Origin of the sequence: Gordonia sp. 852002-50816_SCH5313054-c (genome assembly GCF_001665925.1) — a bacterium.
GTDB classification, from domain to species: Bacteria; Actinomycetota; Actinomycetes; order Mycobacteriales; family Mycobacteriaceae; genus Gordonia; species Gordonia jacobaea.
Window position 1 is genome coordinate 261,330 of sequence record NZ_LZTE01000075.1, and the last position, 21,022, is coordinate 282,351.

20 protein-coding genes are annotated in these 21,022 nt (G+C 66.5%); 8 read left to right on the top strand and 12 right to left on the bottom strand.

What is annotated here, in order from left to right; genetic code table 11:
* Positions 1-2 precede the first annotated feature (2 nt).
* Positions 3-893: a phosphoribosylaminoimidazolesuccinocarboxamide synthase gene (locus A5788_RS20175; protein ID WP_064868875.1), complete on the bottom strand. Its 891-nt coding sequence runs from the start codon at positions 891-893 to the stop codon at positions 3-5.
* A gap of 93 nt (positions 894-986) precedes the next feature.
* Here A5788_RS20175 and A5788_RS20180 point away from each other — a divergent pair, with 93 nt between their 5' ends.
* The gene (locus tag A5788_RS20180; protein WP_049698034.1) at positions 987-1,265 is read left to right on the top strand and encodes a SelT/SelW/SelH family protein; all 279 of its coding nucleotides are present in this window, start codon (positions 987-989) and stop codon (positions 1,263-1,265) included.
* Between the two features lie 46 nt (positions 1,266-1,311).
* Here the strand turns inward: A5788_RS20180 and purB are convergent, their stop codons facing one another.
* The 4 genes from purB to A5788_RS20200 all read right to left on the bottom strand — a co-directional run bounded on the left by purB (position 1,312) and on the right by A5788_RS20200 (position 4,835).
* Positions 1,312-2,739 carry an adenylosuccinate lyase gene (purB, locus tag A5788_RS20185; protein WP_064868872.1) on the bottom strand — a complete coding sequence of 476 codons (1,428 nt, stop codon included), beginning with the start codon at positions 2,737-2,739 and terminating at the stop codon, positions 1,312-1,314.
* Between the two features lie 74 nt (positions 2,740-2,813).
* Complete coding sequence (locus tag A5788_RS20190; RefSeq protein ID WP_231894255.1) at positions 2,814-3,242, bottom strand: hypothetical protein; 429 nt, start codon at positions 3,240-3,242, stop codon at positions 2,814-2,816.
* Entirely contained in the window at positions 3,239-3,850 is a 612-nt protein-coding gene (locus tag A5788_RS20195; RefSeq protein ID WP_049698032.1) for a TetR/AcrR family transcriptional regulator, read from the bottom strand. Before A5788_RS20195 ends, A5788_RS20190 begins: the two co-directional genes overlap by 4 nt.
* A gap of 79 nt (positions 3,851-3,929) precedes the next feature.
* Positions 3,930-4,835: an SDR family oxidoreductase gene (locus A5788_RS20200; RefSeq protein ID WP_064869024.1), complete on the bottom strand. Its 906-nt coding sequence runs from the start codon at positions 4,833-4,835 to the stop codon at positions 3,930-3,932.
* 121 nt (positions 4,836-4,956) lie between these two features.
* On the opposite strand from A5788_RS20200, the gene A5788_RS20205 reads away from it, so the two are divergent.
* The 4 genes from A5788_RS20205 (at position 4,957) to A5788_RS20220 (ending at position 7,334) form a co-directional block, all read left to right on the top strand.
* Entirely contained in the window at positions 4,957-5,508 is a 552-nt protein-coding gene (locus tag A5788_RS20205) for a TetR/AcrR family transcriptional regulator; helix-turn-helix transcriptional regulator (protein WP_231894256.1), read from the top strand.
* Positions 5,509-5,608: 100 nt separating this feature from the next.
* Positions 5,609-5,875, top strand: coding sequence for a metal-sensitive transcriptional regulator (locus tag A5788_RS20210; protein WP_005207431.1), 267 nt, complete (start codon positions 5,609-5,611; stop codon positions 5,873-5,875).
* A gap of 56 nt (positions 5,876-5,931) precedes the next feature.
* Positions 5,932-6,324: a DUF302 domain-containing protein gene (locus A5788_RS20215; protein ID WP_049697670.1), complete on the top strand. Its 393-nt coding sequence runs from the start codon at positions 5,932-5,934 to the stop codon at positions 6,322-6,324.
* Between the two features lie 26 nt (positions 6,325-6,350).
* Complete coding sequence (locus A5788_RS20220; protein ID WP_064869021.1) at positions 6,351-7,334, top strand: alpha/beta hydrolase; 984 nt, start codon at positions 6,351-6,353, stop codon at positions 7,332-7,334.
* A 1-nt stretch (position 7,335) separates the two neighbouring features.
* Here the strand turns inward: A5788_RS20220 and purD are convergent, their stop codons facing one another.
* The 4 genes from purD to A5788_RS20240 all read right to left on the bottom strand — a co-directional run bounded on the left by purD (position 7,336) and on the right by A5788_RS20240 (position 13,566).
* A complete protein-coding gene (gene purD / locus A5788_RS20225; RefSeq protein ID WP_197494561.1) occupies positions 7,336-8,589 on the bottom strand; it encodes a phosphoribosylamine--glycine ligase in 1,254 nt (417 codons plus the stop codon).
* 72 nt (positions 8,590-8,661) lie between these two features.
* On the bottom strand, positions 8,662-9,879 hold the full coding sequence (locus A5788_RS20230) for a low temperature requirement protein A (protein ID WP_049698029.1): 1,218 nt from the start codon (positions 9,877-9,879) through the stop codon (positions 8,662-8,664).
* Between the two features lie 155 nt (positions 9,880-10,034).
* Positions 10,035-12,218, bottom strand: coding sequence for an ArnT family glycosyltransferase (locus tag A5788_RS20235; protein WP_064868863.1), 2,184 nt, complete (start codon positions 12,216-12,218; stop codon positions 10,035-10,037).
* Positions 12,219-12,300: 82 nt separating this feature from the next.
* On the bottom strand, positions 12,301-13,566 hold the full coding sequence (locus A5788_RS20240) for a bifunctional glycosyltransferase family 2/GtrA family protein (protein ID WP_064869018.1): 1,266 nt from the start codon (positions 13,564-13,566) through the stop codon (positions 12,301-12,303).
* Between the two features lie 114 nt (positions 13,567-13,680).
* Between A5788_RS20240 and A5788_RS20245 the strand changes: the two genes are divergently transcribed.
* Positions 13,681-15,825: a RecQ family ATP-dependent DNA helicase gene (locus A5788_RS20245; RefSeq protein ID WP_064868860.1), complete on the top strand. Its 2,145-nt coding sequence runs from the start codon at positions 13,681-13,683 to the stop codon at positions 15,823-15,825.
* Between the two features lie 141 nt (positions 15,826-15,966).
* Here the strand turns inward: A5788_RS20245 and A5788_RS20250 are convergent, their stop codons facing one another.
* Positions 15,967-16,392: an HIT family protein gene (locus A5788_RS20250; protein ID WP_064868857.1), complete on the bottom strand. Its 426-nt coding sequence runs from the start codon at positions 16,390-16,392 to the stop codon at positions 15,967-15,969.
* Positions 16,393-16,514: 122 nt separating this feature from the next.
* Here A5788_RS20250 and A5788_RS20255 point away from each other — a divergent pair, with 122 nt between their 5' ends.
* Both A5788_RS20255 and A5788_RS20260 read left to right on the top strand, forming a co-directional pair.
* Positions 16,515-17,642, top strand: a complete 1,128-nt coding sequence (locus A5788_RS20255) for a DNA adenine methylase (protein ID WP_231894121.1) — start codon at positions 16,515-16,517, stop codon at positions 17,640-17,642.
* A gap of 47 nt (positions 17,643-17,689) precedes the next feature.
* Complete coding sequence (locus A5788_RS20260; protein WP_005207421.1) at positions 17,690-18,529, top strand: hypothetical protein; 840 nt, start codon at positions 17,690-17,692, stop codon at positions 18,527-18,529.
* 124 nt (positions 18,530-18,653) lie between these two features.
* On the opposite strand, the gene A5788_RS20270 is transcribed toward A5788_RS20260, so the two are convergent.
* Both A5788_RS20270 and A5788_RS20275 read right to left on the bottom strand, forming a co-directional pair.
* Positions 18,654-20,198 carry a sensor histidine kinase gene (locus A5788_RS20270; RefSeq protein ID WP_064868850.1) on the bottom strand — a complete coding sequence of 515 codons (1,545 nt, stop codon included), beginning with the start codon at positions 20,196-20,198 and terminating at the stop codon, positions 18,654-18,656.
* Entirely contained in the window at positions 20,198-20,959 is a 762-nt protein-coding gene (locus A5788_RS20275; protein ID WP_414652014.1) for a response regulator transcription factor, read from the bottom strand. The genes A5788_RS20270 and A5788_RS20275 overlap by 1 nt, the downstream gene beginning before the upstream one ends.
* Positions 20,960-21,022: the final 63 nt, after the last annotated feature.

Consider the following 21,022-nt stretch of genomic DNA (forward strand, 5'->3'; position numbering starts at 1 on the left):
TCCTATGCGTGGTCGGGCCAGTCGTCGAACGACTTCTGCGAAATCAGTTCGTAGGCTTCGATATAACGTGCGCGGGTGCGCTCGACGACGTCAGCGGGCAGGCTGGGCGGCGGGTCGTCGGACGATCGGTCCCAGCCCGACGCCGCCGAGGTCAGCCAGTTGCGGACGATCTGTTTGTCGAAGCTGGGTTGTACGTGTCCCGGCGAATACGAGGCGGCGTCCCAGTATCGGGACGAGTCGGGGGTCAGCACCTCGTCGGCGAGGACGAGCGAGCCGTCGGGCGTTTGACCGAACTCGAACTTGGTGTCGGCCAGAATGATTCCGCGCCCTGCGGCGAGATCGGCTCCCCTGCCGTAGATGTCGAGCGTCGCGGTGCGCAGGGACTCGGCGAGGTCGGCGCCGACGACATCTGCAGCCTGCTCGAAGGTGATGTTCTCGTCGTGATCACCCTGCTCCGCCTTGGTCGCGGGAGTGAAGATCGGTTCCGGCAGCTTGTCGGCCTCATGCAGACCCGACGGGAGTACGACGCCGCACACCGCGCCGGTCTTGTTGTAGTCGATGAGACCGGACCCGGTCAGATAACCGCGGGCGACGCATTCGACGGGAACCATCGGCAGCTTGTGCACCACCATTGACCGACCCACGAGCTCAGCGGGTATGCGCTCGTCATCGGGGCCACCGGCGAGATGGTTCGGCACGCCGAGCGCGTCGAACCAGAAGAAGCTCATCGCGGTGAGGATGCGGCCCTTGTCGGGTATCTCCGGCGAGAGCACGAAGTCGTACGCCGAGATGCGGTCGCTGGCGACCATGAGCAGGGTGTCGGAATCGATCTGATAGATCTCGCGCACCTTGCCCGAGGCCACAAAGGTGTACGAATCGAGAGCTGGACGCATGCTTCGACCTTAGTTGCTGCGTCGGCGCGCAGACATGTTCGGGTTGACGGCCGGACTTCGGAGCCCCGGCACATCATGTGGGACCGTAGGCAGATGACCCCACCCGCGATCACCATCACCTACTGCACGCAGTGCAACTGGCTGCTGCGCGCGAGCTGGATGGCCTCGGAGATCCTGAGCACCTTCGGCACCGACCTCGGCTCGGTCACCCTGGTCCCCGGCACCGGCGGCATCTTCCGCATCGACGTCGACGGGACACAGCTCTGGGAACGCAAGGCCGACGGCGGTTTCCCCGACGCCGCCGAGCTCAAGCGCCGCCTGCGCGACACCGCGCTGCCCGACTGGCAGCTCGGCCACTCCGAGAAGAAGTGAGTGGTTTCGACAAGCTCAACCAGCGGGAGCGCCGCTCAACCAGCGTCTAGAGGATGGGCGCGGGCACGTAGTTGGCGGCCTCGGGGTTGTCGGCGATGAGCTTTTCCGCGGCGGCGATGACGTCGGCGACCTGGCGGCCTGCGGCTCCGACGAACGCCTCCTTGTCGTCGAGTAGCGCGTCGAGCTGGGCGCGGTCGAGGGGGATGCGCTCGTCGGCGGCCAAGCGGTCGAGCAGGTCGGGCTCGCGACCTTCCTCGCGCATCGCGAGCGCAACGGCAACGGCGTTCTCCTTGATCGCCTCGTGCGCGGCCTCGCGCCCTACGCCCGCTCGCACCGATGCCATCAGCACCTTGGTGGTGGCCAGGAACGGCAGGTAACGGGCCAATTCGTTCTCGATGACGGCGGGGTAGGCACCGAACTCGGCGAGCACGGTCAGGAAGGTCTCCAGCATGCCGTCGATCGCGAAGAAGGCGTCCGGCAGCGCGACGCGTCGCACCACCGAGCAGAACACGTCGCCCTCGTTCCACTGCGCGCCCGCGAGTTCGGCGGCCATCGAGCCGTAGCCACGCAGCACCACCTGCAGGCCGTTGACGCGCTCACAGCTACGCGTGTTCATCTTGTGCGGCATCGCCGACGACCCGACCTGGCCCGGCTGGAAACCCTCGGTGACCAGCTCGTGGCCGGCCATCAGCCGGATCGTGTGCGCCAACGACGACGGCCCCGCACCCACCTGCACAAGCGCGGACACGACGTCGTGATCGAGCGAGCGTGGGTAGATCTGGCCGACGGATGTCAGCGATCGCGCGAATCCGAGGTGCCCGGCGACGCGCGTTTCGAGGTCGGCGAGCTTCGACGCGTCGCCGCCCAGCAGGTCGAGCATGTCCTGGCTGGTACCCATCGGCCCCTTGACGCCACGCAGCGGGTAGCGGTCGATGGTTTCGTCGACGCGCTGCAACGCGATCATGAGCTCGTCGGCAGCGGACGCGAACCTCTTGCCCAGCGTCGTGGCCTGCGCGGCGACGTTGTGACTGCGTCCGGCCATCACCGTCGAGCTGTACTGCGCAGCATGCTCGACGAGTCGTGCGAGCACCGTGATCCCGTGCGCGTACACGTGCCGCAGCGATTGCAGGATCTGCAACTGCTCGACGTTCTCGGTGAGGTCGCGGCTCGTCATGCCCTTGTGGATCTGCTCGTGGCCGGCGAGCGCGTTGAACTCTTCGATGCGCGCCTTCACGTCGTGGCGGGTGATGCGTTCACGCTCAGCGATCGACGCGAGGTCGATCTGGTCGATGACTGCCTCGTAGTCGGCGACCGCGCCGTCGGGGACGTCGATCCCCAGGTCCTGCTGCGCCTTCAGAACAGCCAGCCACAGGCGGCGTTCAAGCGCGATCTTGTTGGTCGCCGACCAGATCTCGGCGAGGTCGGCAGACGCATATCGGCTGGCCAGAACATTGGTGATGGCAGGTTTCGACACGCCAACAGTCTAGTCGTGTACTCGACACTCGACTGTCACGGGCGTCTGGCCGTCCGCCGGCCACGGGCGGCGACTCAGATCGCGAAGCACGTCCCGCCCGAGCCATAGCCCTGGTGCACTCGTGCAAGCGTCAGCTTCGACCGCACACCGTTCTGTTTGGTGTAGAGGTATCTGTCGCCGATCCGGCGGGGAATCCATCTGATCGTCGCCTGGCCGCCAGCAGGTTCGGCGCTCCCGATGAGCCGTGGTGTGTAGCCCTTCTTGCCCTCCCAGAACGTGACCGTCCCGCGCGAGTTCACCAAGCCCGTCAGCCAATACGTGCATCCGGTTCCGTAGACCACCGAGGAGAACGGCACTCCCGGATCGGGCGCCTGGACCGGTTCGGCCGACGCCGCGCCCTGCGCCGACAACGCTGCGACGAGCACGCCCACCGCGACGACGACGGTCGCCACTACCCGACCGATACCGCGGCTCCACGCCACGACGGTTCTCCGCTGATTCACCGTGGTTCCTCCACTCGTGGGGCCAGCACGTCGACGACCTCGCCGAGCGCGTCGCGCGTCGCGCCGGCTGGCGACGATCCGCTGCCGAGCGCACCGAGAACGGCGCCGTCTTCGATGGCGATGAGGTTCTCGATGTGTGCGGCCCGTGCCAACCGTCCCGACCTGTCGAGCACGACGAGGTGTGTTGCGGCGAGCGTCGCACGTCGCGCGGCCACGACGTCGTAGAGCCGCGGGTACCTGGGTGTGAGCGCGATCATTTCGTAGCGGGCCGCCAACTCGTCGTGGGGGGTGTTCTCACCGACGAACACGTCGGCGAGGATCTCTGCGGTCGCGTGACTTCCTCGACGACGCCGTGCAACCGCCTCACCCCGATCGACGATCGCCTGCTCGTCTGCCCGCGACACGAAGCCCGCGGCCTCGGCCATCAGGTCGTCGAGCGAGCCGAAGTAGTACGTCGTCGACGCGAGTGGCAATTGCGCGCGATCGGCAACTGCTCGGTGACGCACGGCGTCGAAGCCGCCCTCCAGCAACAACTCTCCGGCAGCCGCGATGAGGCGCGACCGCCTGCGCTCTCCCTTGGGAGTGGTCGCCGCCGTCATGGCCCCCATGCTGCCAAGCGATTTCACTGCACGGTTGGCTTTCGCGAATCTCGACCTCGCGATCACACGCGTTGGGCATATTGCGTACTCAGGTGAAGTAGTGCCCGGCCGCGAGGTCGCTGAGTAAACCGGGGAACTCCGGCTCCCAGTCGAGCAGTTCACGAGTCAGCGTCGACGACGTCGGATTGTCGATGCCGACGAAGCCTGCGAGATAACCGAATACGTCAGCAGCCCTGTCCGCGGGAACCGACACCACCGGGACGTCGAGTCCCCGACCGATGGCCGCGGCGATCTCCCGGAACGGCACACCCTCCTCGGCAACCGCGTGTAGCCGGGTGCCTGCCGGTGCCGATTCGAGCGCACGGCGATAGACGCGCGCGGCGTCGCGGGTGTGCACCGCGGGCCACCGGTTGTGTCCGTCACCCAGGTATCCCGACGACCCCGCGTTACGCGCGAACCCGATCAATCCGGGGACGAAGCCATGGCGGTCGAGGTCGGAGTGCACCGTCGGAGGTAGACGCACCACCGACGACCGCACATCGTCGTCGGCAAGTCCGATCACGAAGTTCTCGGAGTCGATCCGGTACCCCGAAGGAAGCGCATCCTCCTCGGTGCCGGGGCGTCCGGTGATGCCGGAAGCGGCCAAGAGAAGCGTTCCGGATGTACCCACCAGGGGTTTGCCGGTACCGCGCACGGCGTCACGGATGGCGGTGAGAGCCGCGAGGTCGGAATCTGCGGCGCCTGCCATGTCGCCGACCTGCATGAGGTCGTGTCGGAAGGCGAGATGGATGACACCGTCGGAGTCCGACGCGGCCGCACGCAACACGTCGAGGTCGTCGAGTCCACCACGGACGACCTCCGCCCCGCGGTCAGCCACGAGCGCGGCCGCGTCGTCAGAGCGAGCAAGTCCGACGACGCTGTGGCCAGCCGTAATGAGCTCGGGTATGAGTGCGGACCCGATGTGTCCCGACGCACCGGTGAGAAAAACGCGCATGACAAGCCTCTTCGTAGTGATGACATGATCTGACATCACTCACGCTACCCCTGATGTCAGGTTCTGTCATCGACGCTATTCTGGCCAGATGGGTCGATGGCCGACGGGATCACGGGAGCGGATGCAGACAGCCGCGGTCGAGTTGTTCCTCGAGAAGGGTTTCGACGAGACCTCGGTCGCCGACATCACCGAGCGCGCGGACGTCACCGAGCGGACCTTCTATCGGCATTTCGGCGACAAACGCGAGGTGCTGTTCGACCGCGAGCGCACCCTCGAGCGGGCGACGATCGAAGCGGTCGCCGATACTCCCGCGGGCATTGCTCCGCTCGACGCCGCAGCTCACGCCCTCGCCGCGGCGAGCAGCCGGTTCTTCGTCGACAGGCTCGACCACGCTCGAATCCGGCAGCGAATCATCGACGCCACTCCCGAGCTACACGAACGGGAGCTACTCAAGATGACCTCGCTCGCGGACGCACTGGCCGTGGCACTGGAAGCCCGCGGCCACGCCCCCGTGCGCGCACGACTGGCCGCTGACATGGCGATTGCAGCTTTCACCGCAGCGTTCGATCACTGGCTCTCGGACGGCACCGACACGGAACTCGGCGCACTCGTCCTCGACACGGTCGACGAGTTGCGAAGCGTGGCAGGCGAATCCACCGTTCGGCGGCCGTAACAGCGTTGCGCGGTGCAACGTCGAGTACGGTGGTTCACGGTTTGACGGATACTCCCTGGGGTATATTGGAGCCATATCCAGCCACCCCGAGGAGGCGCACATGGTCGGCGACGACGAAGCGATCACCGTCGTACTCAACAGATTGCGCCGTGCGCACGGTCAGCTCGCGGGCGTGATCTCGATGATCGAGCAGGGCCGTGACTGCAAGGACGTCGTCACGCAGCTCGCCGCGGTCTCGCGTGCACTCGACCGCGCCGGGTTCAAGATCGTCGCCACGGGCCTGCGTGAATGCCTCACCGGCGACGAGGCAACGACGGAACCCATGACAGAAGAACAGCTAGAGAAGCTGTTCCTCGCTCTGGCCTGAACCCGGCCCCATATCCGGCCATACAGAATCGCCGGGCACACAAGAAAGGAAACGCCATGCAACTCGGCTACTCCACCACCCTCACCACCGAGTTCGACGACGCCGTCGCCCGCACCCGCGCAGCGCTGGCAGAGCAGGGATTCGGCGTGCTCACCGAGATCGACGTCACCGCGACGTTGAAGAAGAAGCTCGATGAAGACATCGAGCCCTACCTGATCCTCGGTGCGTGTAATCCCGGTCTCGCGCACCGCGCACTCGGCATCGAACGGCAGATCGGTCTGCTGCTGCCGTGCAACGTGGTCGTCCGGGCGAATCCCGAGGTCACGGGCGAAGTGATCGTCGAAGCGATGAACCCCGACATCATGGTCGCGGTCGCCGATGCGCCGGGGCTACCCGACGTCGCCGCAGACGCGTCGACCAAGCTGAAGGCGGCAATCGCCGCTATCTGATCGGTGCCCACTATCCTGTGAACTCGATGAGCACCGATCACCGGCCGAACGCCGCAACCCCGCGCGCCGACCCCACCTCCGACGCGCCGTCGGCGCAGCCCAACCGTCGGGCCGTTCTCGCGTCCGCCCTGGGTGTCTCGGCAATCGGAGCGCTGTCGGCGTTCTCACTGTCGTCGTGCTCACGCTCGGATGCGGTGACTGTCGACGAGCGGCGAGCGGCGGTCCCCCGTTCCGCCGACGACGAGTTGCCCATCGAGACCTCGCCCGCGCCCATCGCCGAGGGTCCGAAGCTCATCACGGGTAGCTTCGTCTCCGCCAAGATGGGTGGTCGGCCGACGCGTTGGGCCGTGGCACGACCGTCGGGTGTGACCGGCACGCTCCCCGTCGTGGTGGTCCTGCACGCGTTGAACACAAACGAGCAGTCGATCTTCACCAATAAGCTCAGCGTCCAGACCGTGCTTCAGGAGTACGTCGACGCGGGCAATGCGCCGTTCGCGATTGCCGCGGTCGACGGCGCGCGCAACTACTGGCACGCGCGCGCCGACGGAACCGACGGCGGCGCAATGGTTCTCGACGAGTTCATCCCGATGCTGGCGAGCAATCGCGAACTCGATTTATCCACCGATCGACTCGGGCTCTTCGGCTGGTCGATGGGCGGTTACGGAGCACTGCGCCTCGGAGCGCTACTCGGCGCGCCCCGCGTCGCTGCGATCGCGGTGAGTTCGCCTGCGCTGTGGGCAGATCCGAACAATTTCCCGCAACGCGCCTTCGACAGTTTCGACGACTATCAGCGCAACTCGCTGTTCGGCCAGCAGCGCGCGTTCGACAAGATCCCGCTGCTGATCACCATCGGTTCGAGCGATCAGTTCTACACCTACACCCGTCAATGGGCCGCAGGGCTACACCCACCGGCGGCATTCGGGACAGCGGCCGGCGGACACACGAATCGCTACTGGCGCAGCGTTCTTCCCGATCAGGTGGCGTTCCTCGGGCGCGAACTGGCCCGTTAGATCAGATACTGATCTCGCCGTCGAGCGCGGCCTTGCCGATGTCGGTGCGGTGATGTGAGCCCGGCAGTTTGATCGCGTCGATCCGCTCGTAGGCCTGAGCGCGCGCCTCGGCGAGGTCGGCACCAACCCCGAGCACTCCGAGTACCCGACCTCCCGACGACACCACGGCACCGGACGCATCGACTGCCGTTCCTGCGTGCAGCACGCCCTCGCCTGATGCGCCGGTGATCGCGTCGCCCGTGCGCGGCTTGCCCGGGTAGTTCTCCGCTGCGACCACCACGATGACTGCCGCGCCGTCTTCCCACTCCAGTGGGGGCAGGTCGGCCAGGGTGCCGGTTGCCGTCGCGTTGAGCGCTTGTCCCAGAGGCGATTTCAGCAGCGCGAGCACCGCCTGAGTCTCGGGATCACCGAACCGACAATTGAATTCGACGACGGACGGCCCGTCCTTGCCGATCGCGAGTCCGGCATAGAGCAGCCCGGAAAACGGAGTACCGCGTCGAACCATCTCTGCCGCAACAGGTTTGACCACATCGTCGACGATCTGGCTGGTCACCTCGTCGGGTAGCCACGGCAGCGGCGTGTAGGCGCCCATGCCACCGGTGTTGGGCCCGGTGTCGTTGTCGCCGACGCGCTTGTGGTCTTGTGCGGGGATCAGCGGTACGACGGTCTCGCCGTCGACCAGGCAGAACAGTGAGACCTCTGGTCCATCGAGAAAGCTTTCGAGCAGGACCGGATGGCCGATCTCGAGACACTCGGCCGCGTGACTCCGTGCGGCCGCGCGGTCGGTGGTCACGACGACGCCCTTGCCCGCGGCCAAGCCGTCGTCCTTGACCACCCAGGTCGGGCCGAAACGATCGAGCGCGGCGTCGAGTTTGGCAGGGTTGTCGACGACCTCGCTGTGCGCGGTGCGGACACCGGCCGCTGCCATGACATCTTTGGCGAAGGCCTTCGATCCCTCGATCTGTGCCGCCTGCGCTCCGGGTCCGAACGTCGCGAACCCTGCGTCGCGCAGCACGTCGGCCACACCGAGGACCAGCGGCACCTCGGGGCCGATGACGACGAGATCAGCGTCGAGCTGACGCGCCAGTGCCACCACACCGTCGGCCGACACGACGTCGACGGCGTGATTGGTGGCGATCGACGCAGTCCCCGCGTTACCGGGCGCGACGTGCAGTTCGGTGACCGACGGATCGCGGGACAGGCCGAGGAGCAGGGCGTGTTCACGGCCGCCCGAGCCGATGACTAGTACGCGCACGCCCACGACTCTAGTGGTTGGAGTGCGCGCGAAGCAGCACAGGTGGGGCGGCGTCGACGCGGCGCAGCGATGTCACGACACCACTGCGTCGAGTCCCATGTCGACGAGCGCTTGCGCACGCCGCGGTACGCGGAACGCCTCGTCGACGATCACGATGAACACCGGCGCCAACGCGACGACCACGACGGAGATCGTCAGCGACACCCCGGCGAAGGCCATCCACACCCCGGCGACGAGTAGGACAGCGGCCCCGATCGCGCACAGCAGCGAGACCGGGTCGAATCTCACCAGGTAGTCGTACATGCCGAGAACAGAGAGGCAGTAGATGCCCAGCGGCACCGCGACGCATGCCACGACGGCGCCCGCGCTGATCTTCGCTTCGTGCTCGGTCCACAGCGCTGCCACCTCGAGGCCCGCTCCGGTTGCCGCGGCAGACATGAAGATCACGGTGTGTCCGTAGCCCCACTGGAAGCACTTGCCCGGGTTGAGATGCAGCGCGTCGCCTACCGGGACGGTGAAATAGATCCACCACATCGCGAAGATCATGACCATCGCGGAGAGTCCGAAGACCGCCGACTCGGTCGTCCAGCCCTCCTCCTCGACCACCGCCTGCAAGATCGCGACGGTGCCGACGACACCCTCGCCGAGAGTGACGATGGTCAGCGCCGAATAACGCTCGGCGATGTGATGTGGGTGCCACGGCGTCGAAGTGAAGCGCGTCTCCGCCACGTACGGCCCGAGGTATTCGACGAACGCGCACGCCGCGATCGCGATGATCGTCGGCCACAGCGACAGATCGACGATCGCAACGATCACCCAGAGGACCTGCGCGATGAAGATCATCAAGGCATAGGTCAGGCAGGTCTTGCGGTAACGCGGACTCTGCGACGCCGCCCGCAGCCACTGCGTGACCAACCCCAGCCGCATGACCACGTACCCGATCACGACAACGCGGATGTCGACGTGCTCGTTGTTCTCGATCGAGGTGAACACCGGGGCGATTCCCAACGCGAGGATCGCGACACCGACCATCTGCACCAGCACCATGACGCGGAAGAACCAGTCGTCGGTGTCGAATGCCGAGGCGAACCAACTGAAGTTGATCCACGCCCAGATCGCGGCGAAGGTGCACAGCACGTATCCGAAGAAGGCGGTACGCCAGTGACCTTCCGCGAGGTAGTGGGCCACCTGCGTGCCTGCCACCGAGAAGATGACCACGAAGACGAGGTCGAAGAACAACTCGAGGTTGGTCGCCGAGCGTCGTTCCTCGTGCGGGTCTCTGCCCGTCATCCGACTCAGTCGATGTCCGATCGTCAATGCCACGATCAGAACCTTAACGTCGGAGGACGTCGACGTCAGGACACTCAAGCGAGACCGGAGCGATCGCAACACGTGGTTGTCGATTCGCTCTCGACTGTCGAGGTCCCGACGTCGACGCCGGGCGACTACTTCGGAGCTGTCAGGTCGTAGGTGATCACACCGTCGACCGTCTTTGCGGTGAAGTTCTGCTCCACCCACGTAGTGATCTGACTCGACGGCCTGCTGCTGTCCGAACCGCCACCGAATCCGCCACCGCCGAATCCACCGCCACCGATGAAGTAGTGGATCTTCTTTTGCTCCACCAGCTTCTGGAACTGTGCGAGCGTCGGCGAGGGATCGGTGCCGTTGAACCCGCCGATCGGCATCACCGAGTAGCCGGATTCGAGCTGGTAGCCCGACGCGGTGTTCGATCCGACAGCCGCTGCGACCCAGGTGTACTTCTCGGCGTCGGACTTCAACAGCGCGAGCATCTCGGCGCTGGGCTTCGACCCCATCAGCAGACCGCCACCGGGACCGCCCATTCCGCCACGCATCCCCGCGTACCCGGCGCCCGCAGCCATGCCGGGCGGCATGCCCATGCCCATGCCTTGGCCTTGGCCCTGGCCCTGGCCCTGGCCGCCCATACCCGGGCCGCCGAATCCGCCCTGGCCAGCCATGCCCTGGCCGCCTCCACGCTGTCCGCCGAATCCAGCTCCGCCACCGCGCATTCCGCCCGGTCCGCCGCGCATTCCGGGACCGAATCCGCCCTCGACGCGCGGTCCCGCACTGATGATAGAGCCCTGCTTGGCCGTGGTGATGGTGTCGACGGTGTACGCGAACGGGCCCGCGAGAGCGGCGATCACCGACATCGCGATCGCGAGCGCACCGACGTAGGCGCGCTGCGCGAACAACATCGCAGCACCCCCGACAATCCCGAGGAACAGCACCACGTAGCGCAGCCACGGCACGAAATCCGACGACCGCGCGAGCAGCGCGAAGCCCCAGATCGCCGCGATCCACACCGCAGCGGCGAGCACACACCGGACCCACACCTTGTCGCGCGCACGCCAGGCCACCGCGGCACCACCGGCGAGCACGGCGGCGACGGCCGGCGCGAGGGCAGCGGTGTAGTAGCTGTGGAAGATGCCCGCCATGAAGCTGAACACGGCCATCGTCACGAGCAGCCACAGCCCCCACACGACGAGGTAGGCGCGTCGTGTGTCGGTGCGCTTGGCCCGACCGATGATGATCAGCGCGGCGATACCGAGCACCAGCGCCGACGGAATCAGCCAGGCGATCTGACCGCCCTGCTCCGGCTGGAACATCCGCAGCAGGCCGGGCTGTCCCCACATGCCGCCGCGGCCACCGGGCGCGCCCGGTCCCGCGAAATCGGCACCCATCCCGCCCGGCCCCGCTGCCGAACCACCGTAGGAACCGCGCCCCATGCCCGGTCCGACGCTGCCGGTCTCGTTGCCACTGAGGCGGCCGAAACCGTTGTAGCCCAACGTCAGTTCCATGACCGAGTTGTTCTGCGATCCGCCGATCCACGGTCGCGACGACACCGGCCACAGCGCGACGGCGAGCAGCCACCAACCCGCGCTGACGATCATCGCTCCGAGTGCGGCGAAGCAGTGCGCGAGGCGTCGACCCCACCCGCCCGGACCGAATGCGAAGTAGGTGATCGCGAGTCCCGGCACGATCAGCATCACCTGCAACTGCTTGGTGAGGAATCCGAACCCGACGAACACGCCGACCAGGATCATCCACCGAAGCCGTCCTGTCTCAACGGCTTTCAGACATGCCCAGACCGCGGCGATCATCAACAGGATGAGCAACGCCTCGGGATTGTTGAAGCGGAACATCATTGCGGCGACCGGGGTGAGCGCCAACGTCGCACCGGCGAGAATGCCCGCCCAGTGCCCGAAGTACCTGCGCGTCATCCAGTAGAGCAACGCCACAGATGCCACGCCCATCAAGGCATTGGGCACCAGGATCGCCCACGAGTTCAATCCGAAGATCCGCACCGACAGCGCCGGAATCCACAGCGACGCAGGCGGTTTGTCGACGGTGATCGAGTTCGCCATGTCCGACGACCCGAAGAACCATGCCTTCCACGACTGTGACCCCGCCTGGATCGCCGCGGAGTAGAACGAGTTGGCCCACCCGTTCGCCGAGAGGTTCCAGAGGTTGATGATCGTCGTCGCGATCAATAGTGCGGCAAGCGATCCGCGCTCCCAGAGCGTCGTGCGTGCGGTCGAGCCGCCCGTGGTGTCGACAGGCGCGCGGCCCCGGGAGTCCGGGGCCGTCGCCGATTCTGCTGTGGTGGTCATCGTCTCGATTCTTGCTCGGTGAAGCGGCTGGCCCCGGTGTGTCTGACCTCAGTGTGACCGGCCTCGTGAATGCTGTGGGACGTCATTCCGCTACCTCGGCGGTGCGTCGCAGATGAGCACGGAACACCCACCGCAATCCGACGAAACGCGTCGCCGTGGCCACCAGATTGGCGACGATCAGCACGACGAGTTCGACGTGCTTCGACGCTTCCGGTGCGAAGGCATGCAGTCCCGCAAGTGCCCCCGCGGTGACCGCCCAGCCGAACAGGAAGACACCGAAGCCGAAGAGCTGGTGTTTGAGAGCATCTTCGCGGCCGTGCACGCCAAAGCTGAACTTGCGGTTGGCTGCGGTGTTGAGCACCGCGGTCACCGCGAGTGCCACGAAGTTGGAGACCTGCGCGCCGAGGATCGAGTGCAGGAGCAGGTAGAGCACCGCATACGCGGCCGTCGACGCCACCCCGACGACGCAGAATCGGACGAGCTGGCCGACCATGCCCGGCGGAACACCCGCGATGTCGGGACCGGCCGCGCGTTCACGGCCGACCGTCGAACGCAGCTCGACGATGGGCAGCCGACCACGCGCCAGCGCGTAGCCCACCCGGGCGCAGCCCTTGAGGTCGTCGACCGCCGTGGACACGATGTCGACGGTGCTGTTCGGATCGTCGACCCAATCGACCGGGATCTCGGCGATCCGCAGCCCGATGCGCTCACCGAGGACGAGTAGTTCGGTGTCGAAGAACCAGCCCGTGTCCTCGACGTAGGGCAATACCTGACGGGCAATGTCGGTGCGCATTGCCTTGAAGCCGCACTGGGCGTCGGAGAACTTGGCGCGCATCGTCGTACGAAGAATGAGATTGTATGAGCGCGAGATGAATTCGCGCTTCGTACCACGCACCACCCGTGAGCCGCGGGAGAGTCGGGAGCCGATCGCGATGTCGGAGTGCCCGGACTCCAGCGGCGCGATGAGCGGCATCAGCGCGTTGAGGTCGGTGGACAGATCAACGTCGCAGTAGGCGACGATCCGTGCGTCGCTGCGCGTCCACACCGCCTTGAGTGCCCGGCCGCGGCCCTTCTCGTCGAGGTGTACCACCCGGATGTCGCCGAGTTCGCCCGCGAGTTCCGCGGCGATCGCGACGGTGGCGTCGGTGCTCGCGTTGTCGGCAACGGTGATGCGCGCGGTGAACGGGACGTGTGTCCGCAGGTGGTCGTGGAGGCGGCGCAGGCACAAGGCGATGTCGGTCTCTTCGTTGTAGACCGGTACGACGATGTCGAGTACCGGAGCGGTGACCGATGTGTCGGCGACGATCGTCACGGGTGCCGCGGCCTGCGGGAGGGCTTCTGTCGTCATGAGTACAGATTCGGGTGCCAAACTGCAGCAACTCTGCGTCGAACCTGCCAGCTTCCTGTGAGCGTCTGGCCTGCGAAAAGGCCATCGTCGGTGGCCATCACTAGATTGGCGGGCATGACGGCAACACCGGTAGGACTGTCCGACGACGATCAGGCTGTCGCCGACGCGGTGATCACCAGCCTCGCGGGCGACGGCGCGCGCCTGCGCGACGACCAGCTCAGTGCGGTGGTCGGGTTGGTGGGGAGTTCGGGGAGCTCAGGGAGCTCAGGGAGCTCAGGGCCGCGTGTACTCGTGGTGCAGGCGACGGGGTGGGGAAAGTCGGCGGTGTACTGGACTGCGACGGCGATCCTGCGGTCTCATCGGCGGGGTCCGACGTTGATCGTGTCGCCGCTGTTGTCGCTGATGCGCGATCAGGTCTCGGCGGCCGAGCGTGCCGGACTGCGGGCGGCGACGCTCAACTCGTCGAACGTCGACGACTGGTCGGCGATCGAGTCGTCGTTGCGTTCCGGCGAACTCGACGTTCTGCTCGTCTCGCCGGAGCGTCTCGCCAATCCGGGATTCGGCAGGCGCGTGCTCGACGCGTTGTCGGGCGAATTGGGCCTGCTCGTCATCGACGAGGCGCACGCAATTTCCGATTGGGGTCACGATTTTCGGCCCGACTACCGCAGGGTCTCCGACGTCCTGCAGTCGCTCAATCCCCAGACTCCTGTTCTCGCAACCACGGCCACGGCGAACAGTCGGGTCACCGACGACGTCGCCGCGCAACTCAGCGCCGGCGGCGAGCAGTCCGAGACCTTGGTGCTGCGCGGTCCACTTGCTCGAAAGTCGTTGCACCTGAACGTGATCGATGGGCTGTCGCCGATCGGGCGGTACGCCTGGGTCGCACAGCACCTGCCGGAACTCCCCGGTTCGGGCATCGTGTACGTGCTCACCGTCGCTGACGCCGAACGCCTCGTCGACGCGATTCGCGCGATACACGGAGATTCGTTGGCCGTCGAGGCGTACACCGGGCAGCTCGACGCCGACCGCAGGCACCATCTCGAAGACGCCCTGCTGCGCAACGAGGTCAAGGCTCTCGTTGCGACATCTGCGCTCGGAATGGGTTACGACAAGCCAGATCTCGGCTTCGTGGTGCACGTCGGATCGCCGCCGTCGCCGGTGTCGTACTACCAGCAGGTCGGGCGTGCGGGCCGCGCACTCGACGACGCCGTCGTGATGCTGTTGGCGTCGGCCACCGACAACTCGGTGTGGGACTACTTCGCGACCGCCACCATCCCTGATCCGGTGAAGATGGAGTCGGTGCTCTCGGCATTGCGCGAGGCCGACGAGCCGATGTCGGTGCCCGCACTGGAGGCGGCGACCGGGCAGCGTCGAGGTCGAATCGAGTTGATGCTCAAGCAGCTTGCGGTCGACGGGGCCACAGAACGCGGGCCGGACGGATGGTCGGCGACGGGTACACCGTGGACGTTCGACGCCGCCCACTACGACGGGGTCGTCGCGGTGCGGCGTCGCGAAGCCGACATCATGCGCAGCTACATCGCAGGCCGACAATGTCTGATGCAGCTACTTACCGAATCGCTCGACGATCCGCAGGCGCAGCCGTGCGGGCGTTGTTCGGTGTGCACGGGAGCCCTGACCCCGCCGCTGACCGCCGACGTCGATCCCGCCGTCGTACGCACGATCACCGGCGACCTTCGACGTTCCGCGCAGATCCTCGAACCGCGAAAGATGTGGCCCGGTGGCGATTTCGGGCGTCGCGGCCGCATCGCCGCCGACCTCGCCGCTGAACCGGGAAGGGTATTGGCACACGCCGACGCCCCGGAGTGGACCGACCTCCTCAGTGCCGCTCGCGCCGACGATCAGCAGGCGCTGGCCGACCTCGGCGACGCTGCGGTGGCGACACTGTCGTCGTGGGTGCGGCAGTCGGGCATGCGCCCCGACATCATCATGTCGCTGCGCCTGACCGGCACAAACCTGGCCGATCAACTCGCCGAACACTTACGTGTCGTCGGCAAGCGGCCGGGCGGACATCTACCGGTGCGGCAGGGCAACCCGCCCGATCGCGACGCACCCGGCGCCGTCGAGGCCGCGTATTGGCGCGACCATCTGGGCGAGCCGCCGCCGGAGGTCGCGGGTCAGAACGTGCTGCTCGTCGTCGACGAGTCGCGGTCGGGGTGGGCGATCACGCTCGCCGCCGCCGCACTGCGCGAGCCAGGCGCCACCGCGGTCATGCCGCTGCTGATCCACCGGAGCGTCTGACCGCCCGAGCCGCTCGACGACTGGGCGCTCGAGACTGCCGACTGGGCGCTGCAGATCGTCGACTGGGCGCTCGAGACCGCCGACTGGGCGCTGCAGATCGTCGACTGGGCGCTCCAGCGCGCCGAGTGTGCGCTGCGACGCTCAGTCGGCGACGTACTCGCCGTAGCCGGTTGCCCGGAGCGCGGCGCGGATCTTCTCGGCGTCGGCGTCGAGTTCCTCAGGCGAGATGTCTTTCCGGGCCTTGCTGAGGTCGAACGTCTCCATGCTCTTGGCGGGGAAGACGTGCAGGTGCACGTGCGGTATCTCGAGTCCGGCGATGAGCAGACCCATGCGCGGAGCGTCGAACGCGGCTTTGACGGCACGGCCGACCTGCTGCGCGACGTCGGCGAGATGAGTGAACGATGCCGTGTCCATCTGCTCCCAGTGATCGACCTCCTTGCGCGGCACGACCAGGACGTGGCCCTCGGTCACCGGCTCGATGGTGAGGAATGCGACCGCCTGGCCGTCCTTCCACACGAATCGACCGGGCAGTTCTCCGTTGATGATCTTGGTGAATACTGATGCCATGAGGACATTCTATGGCGGTCGGGCGGCAATACTGCGGGTGTTGTGGGCAATCCCGGCGACGTTGTCGGCGATCGAGTCGTGTTGCCTGCGATCTTGTCGGTGGGCCGTGACATTCTTTTCCTGTGAGTCGTCGAGAGTTCACCGACGCCGCGCACCCGATGCAGTCCGCAACGCCGTCCGGGACGCGGCCGGTCGGTTCCGCAGAGGTGGTGGCACGCGCCCAGCGCTTCCCCCGGTTGCGGTACATGGGCTCCAAGTACCGGCTCCTCCCCCACCTCGAGCGGACGTTCGCCGAGATCGGCGGAACCACCGCGGTCGACGCGTTCTCCGGGTCCGGGGTCGTGTCATATCTACTCAAGGCGCAGGGGTTCTCCGTTGCGAGCAACGACTTCCTGAACTTTCCGAGCATCATCGCCCGCGCGACGGTCGCCAATTCGTCTGTGCGCCTCGAGCCCGAATTGATCGACGAGATCTGCGGCCCACCCCTCGACGACCGCGACTTCATCCGCAGCACGTTCGACGGCCTCTACTTCGACGCCGCCGACCGCGCCTTCCTCGATTCCGCGTGGTCACACATCGCGCGCCTGCGTGGGTACCGTCGCGACCTTGCCATCTCCGCCCTCGTCCTCTCGGCAGCACGAAAGCAGCCACGCGGCGTCTTCACGTTCACCGACGCCACCCGCTACGCCGACGGCCGGCGCGATCTGCGCATGTCGCTACGCGACCACTTCCGGCTGCGCGCGGCGTCGGAATACAACTCGACGGTCTTCAGCAACGGCCGCAAGCATCGCAGCAGTTGCGGTGACGTCTTCGACCTCGACGTCACACCGCTGTTCGACGCCGCTCCCGACCTCGTCTACCTCGACCCTCCCTACGCACCGCCCACCGACGACAACGACTACATCAAGCGCTACCACTTCCTCGAGGGCCTCTCGGTCTACTGGGAGGGCATGAGCATCATGGAGAACACCAAGACCAAGAAGTTGCCGAAGCGGTTCACCCCGTTCGCCTACAAACGGACCATCGACGACGCTCTGGTCCGCACGTTCGAGCACTTCGAGGACGCGGGTGCGATCGTGCTGTCCTATTCGTCGAACGCCTTGCCCGGCGCCGACCGCATCGTCGACCTGCTTGGCAAGGTCAAGCCGTCGGTCGAAGTCATCGCGATCGACCACAAGTACAGCTTCGGCACCCACGCCGCCGCGACCCGTCGCGACGTGAGCGAGTACCTGTTCATCGGCCGAGACTGAACATCGTTGAAATACACCATCTTTGAGACACACAGGGATCGACGACGATGAGTGACGCGGGAGAGTTCGACGACTACCTGTCGACGCTGGGCCGGCTGACAGCACACGTCGACCCGACAGCGTCGACCCCCGATGCGGAGAAGATCGTCGACGCCGTCGAGACACTGACCGAGGTACTCGACACCGACCTCACTGGGCTCGCCGTCTGGGCGCGCGATCACGCCGACGAGGACAGCATCCTGCGGCTGGCCGTCGGCCTCTCGCAAGAGAAGTTGCGCAACAACCTGCGGCACGAGTTCGGGACGTCGTCGTGGCAGAAAGTTGCGCGCACACAGCCATACGAGCTGGTCAGTTGGATGGACCGGGAGTTCGACCTTGTCCGAATGCTGCGAGTACAGATGGCACGGACGTACACGTTTGCCGACATCCTCGTCGCGCGGTCGGGAACGCGCGCAACGGCCACCCGCGCGGGAGCGTCGGGACGACACATCGAAGACGAGATCGAGGCCATCGCCCGCGATCTCGGACTCCCCTACGTGACCCGCTCCCGATTCTCCGGACGAGGCGGGCGCGACGCCCCTGCCGACCTCATCGTCGGGCACGAGGGAGCCGCCGACATCGTCGTCGCCGCAAAGGGTTTCGACTCGACCGGCAGCAAGCTGACCGACGCCGTGCGCGAGATCGAGGAGATGGCCGAAGTACGGCTTCCACGCCAGGTGGTCCTGGCCGTCATCGACGGAATCGGCTGGAAGTCGAGGCAGTCCGACCTCCGCCGCATCCACCAACTATGGGCCGACCGCCAGATCGACGGGATGTACACGCTCGCAACGCTCGACACGTTTCGCGACGACCTCGCCGAGTTCGCGCGGCTACACAGGCTGGTCTGACGCACAGTCGACGGTCTCGAGCGCCCAGTCGACCGTCTCGAGCGCCCACTCGACAGTCTCGAGCGCCCACTCGACAGTCTCGAGCGCCCAGTCGGCACGCTCGAGCGCCCAGTCGACGCGCGGCTCAGGCCGCGAGCCGGGGTAGGCGCACCCAGAAGCACGCGCCCTGGCCGGGTGTCGACTCGACCCCGACGCGACCGCCATGAGCCCCGACGAGAGCTGCCACGATCGAGAGGCCCAGTCCGCTGCCGCCGCCTTCGCCGCGGTAGCGCGACGAATCGCCGCGGTAGAAGCGCTCGAAGACGTGCTCGAGTTCACCGGCTTCGAGGCCCTGACCGGTGTCGGCAACGGTGATCACCACGTCGTCGACGGGCGCGCCATTGCCGTGGGTGCCTGCGCGGTCGACGGCGACTCCGACGGTGATCGACGCATCCTTCGGAGTGTGCACCACCGCGTTGTTCACCAGATTGCGGATCACCTGCATCAGGCGTGGTGAGTCGCCCAGGACCATCGGCGGCTCGTCGGACTCGCCGATCTCGAGCCGGATGCTCCGTTCGGGTGCCGCGACGCGCGCCGCCTGCACGGCGTCGGCGGCCAGCGACAACACGTCGACGGGCTCGGAGTTCAGCGGCCGGTGCGCGTCGAGACGCGCGAGCACCAGCAGATCCTCGACGAGCAGAGCCATCCGACCCGCCTCGTCGTCGATGCGTCGAAGTGCGTCGCCGGTGTCGGGGAGCGCGCCGCTGCGCGACAACTCAGCGAACCCCTTGATCGAGGTCAACGGAGTACGAAGTTCATGCGAGGCGTCGGCGACGAAACGTCGCATCTTCTCCTCGGATGCGCGCGCCTGCTCTTCGGAGGCCCTGGCCTGCTGCTCGGATGCGGCGGTCTTGGCGAACGCGTGCTGAATCTGGCCGAGCATGGTGTTCAGCGACGACGACAGGCTGCCGACCTCGGTGTTCGGCGCGGCAGGCGGTACACGCATGTTGAGGTTGCCCGCCGCGATCGCGTGCGCGGTCTCCTCGACGCGGCGCAACGGGCGCAGCGAGGAGCGGACGAGTAGATAGCTCAGCACCCCGATCACCAGAACGATCGCCGCACCGATCCCGAACTCGAGCCACTGCAGACGCGAGATGGTCTTGTTCACATCCGTCAGCGGGATCGCGACGATCGACTGCCCCTCGGGACTCGACCGCTTGATCACCCGCCACTGCGGCCCGTTGCCGTCCGCGGAATTCACCGTCACCGGGCCGTCATCGCCCTGGGGCAGAGCGGAGGTGGCGGGCTCGTCGTCGAAGTCATTGCTGGAGATCACCGTCCCGTTGGACAGGGTGTTCTCCACGAAGTACGGCGACGGCGGCCTGCGAGGCCCCGGCGGTGGGCCGGGCGAGTCGCTGACGTGGATCCGGGGCTTGGCCCAGGTGTCGACGGCCGAAACGAGACCCGCGTCCGTGCGCGACATCAGGTCACTCTTCATCGCCGACGTCACGGCGATCCCGGACACCAGAAGGCCGACGGCCATCAGCAGCACCGTCAACGCAACCAGCGAGATACGCAGTGGTACACCACGTTTCGCGCGACTGGCGACCGCGCCAGATAGTCCGCCCGCAGACTCGGCGTGCTGCGGAGCAGACCGTGCCGCTGCAGAGTGCGGCTGCGTTGCCACCATCAGGTACGCGGCTCTCGCATCACATATCCGACGCCGCGCAGCGTGTGGATGAGTGGCTTCTCGCCGAAGTCGAGTTTGCGACGCAGGTACGAGACATACGATTCGACGACGTTCACCTCGCCGCCGAAGTCGTAGTTCCACACATGGTCGAGGATACGAGGCTTCGACAGCACCGTGCCCGCGTTCACCATGAAGTAGCGGAGCAACGTGAACTCCGTCGGCGACAGCGAGACCAGCTTGCCCGCCTTCCAGACCTCGTGGGTCTCGTCGTCGAGTTCGATGTCGGCGAAGGTGACGCGCGACGCCTCTTTGGCCTGCGCGTCGAATCCGCTGCGGCGCAACAACACCTGCAACCGCGCGACCACTTCTTCGAGGCTGAACGGCTTGGTGACGTAGTCGTCGCCGCCGACCGTCAAGCCGTTGATCTTGTCCTCGACGCTGTCGCGGGCAGACAGGAACAGCGCGGGAGCGTCGACGCCGTCGGCGCGCAACCTGCGCAGCAGCCCGAATCCGTCCATGCCGGGCATCATCACGTCGAGGATGAGCACGTCGGGTTTGTAGGTTCGGCACCTGTCGATGGCCTCGGGGCCGCCCGCGGCGACCTCGACGTCGTATCCCTGAAACTTCAACGACACCGAGAGCAGCTCACGGATATTGGTCTCGTCGTCGACGACGAGCACTCGCGGCCCGGTTCCGGCGCCCCTGCTGATCAACTGGTGTGTTCCCTGACCCATCTCGTTCACAGATACACCTTCTCGCAGCATTCTGCCATCAGTCTGGAGACGAGCTGGCAGCTTCCTGTGAGCGTTGACCTGCACGTTCGG

What these genes read in the sequence shown, in the direction of transcription:
- A5788_RS20270 (WP_064868850.1), bottom strand. Translation starts at nt 20,198, where the DNA reads ATGGTGGCAACGCAGCCGCACTCTGCAGCGGCACGGTCTGCTCCGCAG.
- A5788_RS20210 (WP_005207431.1), top strand. Translation starts at nt 5,609, where the DNA reads ATGGTCGGCGACGACGAAGCGATCACCGTCGTACTCAACAGATTGCGC.
- A5788_RS20250 (WP_064868857.1), bottom strand. Translation starts at nt 16,392, where the DNA reads ATGGCATCAGTATTCACCAAGATCATCAACGGAGAACTGCCCGGTCGA.
- A5788_RS20235 (WP_064868863.1), bottom strand. Translation starts at nt 12,218, where the DNA reads ATGACCACCACAGCAGAATCGGCGACGGCCCCGGACTCCCGGGGCCGC.
- A5788_RS20215 (WP_049697670.1), top strand. Translation starts at nt 5,932, where the DNA reads ATGCAACTCGGCTACTCCACCACCCTCACCACCGAGTTCGACGACGCC.
- A5788_RS20175 (WP_064868875.1), bottom strand. Translation starts at nt 893, where the DNA reads ATGCGTCCAGCTCTCGATTCGTACACCTTTGTGGCCTCGGGCAAGGTG.
- A5788_RS20240 (WP_064869018.1), bottom strand. Translation starts at nt 13,566, where the DNA reads ATGACGACAGAAGCCCTCCCGCAGGCCGCGGCACCCGTGACGATCGTC.
- A5788_RS20230 (WP_049698029.1), bottom strand. Translation starts at nt 9,879, where the DNA reads ATGACGGGCAGAGACCCGCACGAGGAACGACGCTCGGCGACCAACCTC.
- A5788_RS20205 (WP_231894256.1), top strand. Translation starts at nt 4,957, where the DNA reads ATGCAGACAGCCGCGGTCGAGTTGTTCCTCGAGAAGGGTTTCGACGAG.
- A5788_RS20200 (WP_064869024.1), bottom strand. Translation starts at nt 4,835, where the DNA reads ATGCGCGTTTTTCTCACCGGTGCGTCGGGACACATCGGGTCCGCACTC.
- A5788_RS20195 (WP_049698032.1), bottom strand. Translation starts at nt 3,850, where the DNA reads ATGGGGGCCATGACGGCGGCGACCACTCCCAAGGGAGAGCGCAGGCGG.
- A5788_RS20245 (WP_064868860.1), top strand. Translation starts at nt 13,681, where the DNA reads ATGACGGCAACACCGGTAGGACTGTCCGACGACGATCAGGCTGTCGCC.
- A5788_RS20260 (WP_005207421.1), top strand. Translation starts at nt 17,690, where the DNA reads ATGAGTGACGCGGGAGAGTTCGACGACTACCTGTCGACGCTGGGCCGG.
- A5788_RS20180 (WP_049698034.1), top strand. Translation starts at nt 987, where the DNA reads ATGACCCCACCCGCGATCACCATCACCTACTGCACGCAGTGCAACTGG.
- A5788_RS20220 (WP_064869021.1), top strand. Translation starts at nt 6,351, where the DNA reads ATGAGCACCGATCACCGGCCGAACGCCGCAACCCCGCGCGCCGACCCC.